General features: G+C 71.5%; 5 protein-coding genes. All 5 read left to right on the top strand.

Annotation, left to right across the window (positions count from 1 at the left end):
- The first annotated feature begins 92 nt into the window (after positions 1-92).
- On the top strand, positions 93-1,085 hold the full coding sequence (locus DBR36_RS12755) for a YafY family protein (protein ID WP_108319933.1): 993 nt from the start codon (positions 93-95) through the stop codon (positions 1,083-1,085).
- Entirely contained in the window at positions 1,082-2,092 is a 1,011-nt protein-coding gene (locus DBR36_RS12750) for a YafY family protein (RefSeq protein ID WP_258222826.1), read from the top strand. Before DBR36_RS12755 ends, DBR36_RS12750 begins: the two co-directional genes overlap by 4 nt.
- 85 nt (positions 2,093-2,177) lie before the next feature.
- On the top strand, positions 2,178-2,432 hold the full coding sequence (gene tatA / locus DBR36_RS12745; RefSeq protein ID WP_108319931.1) for a Sec-independent protein translocase subunit TatA: 255 nt from the start codon (positions 2,178-2,180) through the stop codon (positions 2,430-2,432).
- Between the two features lie 63 nt (positions 2,433-2,495).
- A complete protein-coding gene (gene tatC, locus DBR36_RS12740) occupies positions 2,496-3,257 on the top strand; it encodes a twin-arginine translocase subunit TatC (protein WP_108319945.1) in 762 nt (253 codons plus the stop codon).
- The coding region (locus tag DBR36_RS18445; RefSeq protein ID WP_258222825.1) for a DEAD/DEAH box helicase at positions 3,254-3,924 on the top strand (671 nt) is incomplete at its 3' end. The genes tatC and DBR36_RS18445, both read left to right, overlap by 4 nt.

Genomic DNA, 3,924 nt, shown 5'->3' with positions numbered 1-3,924 from the left:
GTCCGGCCTCCTCGGCTGAGCCCGGGTCCGCCGCTCCCGGCGGTGGCGTGCTCGTCCGCGGGGTGGGCTCCACCCCGGCCTAGGATGGGCGGGTGCCCGCCACCGCGTCCCGAAGCGCTCCCGAGGAGCGACTGGTGAACCTCGTCGTCGCGCTCATGGCGACCGAGCAGGGGCTGACCAAGGACACGATCCTCTCGTCGGTCACGGGCTACCGCGAGCAGCTCGAGGCGGGGGCGTCCAAGGACGCTCTCGAGAAGATGTTCGAGCGCGACAAAGAGAACCTCCGCGGTCTGGGGGTGCCCATCGAGACGATCGGCAATCGCGCCGATCCCGACGACCTGCGCGAGGCGCGCTATCGCGTCCCCACGGCCGAGTACGCCCTGCCGGACGACATCTCGTTCAGTCCCGCCGAGATCGCGCTGCTCAACGTCGCCGGCGGCGTCTGGGGCAGCGAATCGCTCTCGGCCGACGCCCGCAGCGGCCTGCGCAAGATCCGGGCCCTCGGCATCCCCGTCGACGAGCCCATCATCGGCTATGCGCCGCGCATCCGCGTCCGCGACGCGTCGTTCGCCGCGCTCCAGCGCGCGATCGAGGAGTGCCGCGTCGTGACCTTCGTGTACCTGCGTCCGGGTGAGGCGCAGCCGCGCGAGCGGCGCGTGCGCCCCCTCGCGCTGGTCGAGTACGAAGCGCGCTGGCACGTGTTCGGTTTCGACCTGAACATGGATGCCGAGCGCACCTTCCTGCTCTCGCGCATCGTCGGCGACGTCACCCTGCGCCGCGAGAAGTTCGCGCCCGCCCTGCGCGAGGGCGCCGGCGATCGGGCCCTCGCGGGACTGCGCGCCGTCGCCGACCGGCAACGGGCGCTGCTCGAGGTGCATCCGGGCACCGAGGCGGCGCTGCGGCTCGCGCGCCGCGCGCAGCAGGCGCCGCAGGGCCTGCTCGTGCCGTACGTCGACCTGCACGTCTTCGCCGACGAGCTCGCCTCGTACGGCCCCGAGGTGCGCGTCGTCGCGCCCGACGACCTGCGCGACGAGGTCGTGCGGCGTCTGCGGGCCACGGTCGCCGTCCACGGGGGTGTCGCGTGAGCGCCGAGACCCCCGGCATCCCTGCGAAGGCGGCCGGGCCGGAACGACCCGTCGCCGCTCTCGACCGGGCCGCGCTGCTGCTGCAGCTCGTGCCCTACCTGCTCGGCAAGGGCGAGGTCGCGGTGACCGAGGCGGCCGCCGACTTCGACGTGGCGCCCGCCGAGATGCGCGCGATGGTCGAGCGGCTCACCGTCATCGGCCTGCCGGGGGAGCGGGGCTACTGGCAGCTGCCGCACGACCTGTTCGACATCGACTGGGATCTGCTCGACCGCGACGACGTCATCGCCATCACCAACACCGTGGGGCTCGAGCGCTCCCCGCGCCTGACCGCGCGCGAGGCGGCCGCCCTGCTGGCGGGGCTGCAGCTCGCGCGCAGTCTGCCGCGCTTCGGCGACAGCCCGCTCGTGACCGGTCTGCTCGAGAAGCTCGCGCGCGGCGCCGCCGCCGCTCCGCCGGCCGTGATCGTCGCCCCGGGCCCGGTCGACGGCGTGCGCGACGTCGTCGACCGCGCCCTGCGCGAACGGGTCGCGGTCACCTTCACCTATCGCGCGCCGGGGGCGGCGCCCGCGACCCGCACGGTCGATCCGATCAAGGTGCACATCGCCGACGACCAGTGGTACCTGCAGGGATGGGACCATCTGCGTCAGGCGGTCCGCACCTTCCACCTCGACCGGGTGAGCGACCCGGCGCTGACCGCCATTGCCGCGGTCCACGGCACCGACCCGGTGCCCGAGCTGTTCGCACCGAGCGACGACGAGGTCGTCGCGCGCTTCCGCTTCCCCGTCGCGGTCGCTCCGCTGCTGTCGGACTACCTCGAACGCGCCGAGGTCGAGACCGAGGGCGACGGCACCGCCGTGGCCTCCCTGCGCCTCGCCGACGAGCAGAGCCTGAAACGCCTGGCCGCGCGCCGCGGGGGCGAGGTCGAACTCCTCGAGCCCCGGGGGGCGCGACGCGCCGCGGCCGCGTGGGCCGCCGCCGGACTGGCCCAGTACACCGACGCCGGCTGAGGATTCGCCCACCGATCCGCGCGCCGGAGCGTGGGGGAACCACGCGGGTTAGACTGAAGTCTCCCGACAACGACGAGGAGTCCTCATGCTCGGCAACCTCACCGGATGGCACCTTCTGGTCGTCCTCGCGGTCATCCTGCTGCTGTTCGGTGCCGCCAAGCTCCCCGCGCTCGCCAAGAGCATGGGGCAGTCCGCTCGCGTGTTCAAGAGCGAGATGAAGGAGATGAAGCGCGACGACGAGGTCGCCGCGCAGTCCTCCGAGTCGCCGCGCCCCACCGAGCCCGGCACCGCGTCGACCGCCGCGCCCGAACCGCGCAGGTCGACCGACCCCACCGTCTAAGCCGTGGCGACGGCAGGGCCGCCGCGCATCGACGTGCCCGAGGGGCCGCGGCGCGACAAGCGCATGCCCATCGGCGCGCATCTCGTCGAGCTGCGCAAGCGCCTGATGATCGCGGCCGCGGCGCTCATCGTCGGCATGGTGATCGCGTTCATCATCACCGACCCGATCATCCACCTCATCACCGAGCCGATCCGCGAGATCGCCGCGCGGCGAGGAGACGACTTCTCTGCGCTCAACTTCACGTCGGTGACCTCGGCGTTCGACCTGCGCATGCGCATCGCCTTCTCGATCGGCATCTTCCTGTCGGCGCCGGTGTGGCTCTGGCAGATCTGGGCGTTCATCATGCCCGGGCTCACGCGCAAAGAGATCCGCTACACCGTCGGGTTCGTGGCATCCGCGGTGCCGCTGTTCTTCGTCGGCTGCTGGGTGGGCCTGCTGATCGTCCCCCACGTGATCGAACTCATGTGGGGCTTCACCCCCGACGGCGGCGTCAACTTCTACAACGCCACCGACTACTACGACTTCGTCTTCAAGCTGCTCATCGTCGTGGGCGTCTCGTTCGTGCTGCCGGTGTTCCTGGTCGCGCTGAACGTCGCGGGCGTCATGAGCGGCAAGGCGATCCTGAAGGGCTGGCGCGTCGCCATCCTCATCGCGACCGTGTTCGCCGCCCTGGCCACCCCGGCGGCCGACATCGTCAGCATGGTGATGCTCGCCGGCATCCTGGTGGTGCTCTTCTTCGCCGCGGCGGGGGTGTCGATGCTGTTCGACCGCCGTCGCGCGCGTCAGGCGGCCGCGTCGGAGATGCCCTCGGGGCCCATCGCGTGAGCTCCCCGAGTCCCGCGGAGCGCTTCGCCCGCGCGCGTGCCCGCACGTCGCACCCGCACACGGCCGACTTCGCCGAGATGCAGCGATTCGAGCTCGACGAGTTCCAGATCGCCGGATGCCACGCCCTCGAGGACGGGCGGAGCGTGCTCGTGGCCGCGCCCACCGGCGCCGGCAAGACCATCGTCGGCGAGTTCGCGATCCACCTGGCGATGCTCGAGCCGGGTGACAAGGCGTTCTACACCACGCCCATCAAGGCGCTGTCGAACCAGAAGTTCCACGAGCTGCAAGAGGTCTACGGCGACGACGAGGTCGGACTGCTCACGGGCGACACGAACATCAACGCCTCGGCGCGCATCGTCGTGATGACCACCGAGGTTCTGCGCAACATGCTCTACGCCGATTCGCCGGCGCTGCGCGGACTGCGGTTCGTGGTGATGGACGAGGTGCACTACCTGGCCGACCGCTTCCGCGGCGCGGTGTGGGAAGAGGTCATCATCCACTTGCCGCCCTCGGTCAAGCTCGTGTCGCTGTCGGCGACCGTGTCCAACGCCGAGGAGTTCGGCGATTGGCTCGACACCGTGCGGGGCGACACCGAGGTGATCGTGTCCGAGACCAGGCCCGTGCCGCTCGAGCAGCACGTGCTCGTGCGCGGCGACCTGTTGCCGTT

This window comes from Microbacterium sp. HMWF026, assembly GCF_003061325.1.
Lineage (GTDB): Bacteria > Actinomycetota > Actinomycetes > Actinomycetales > Microbacteriaceae > Microbacterium > Microbacterium testaceum_E.
Note: the sequence above shows the minus strand (reverse complement) of the source record. Positions and strands in the feature narration are given on the sequence as shown.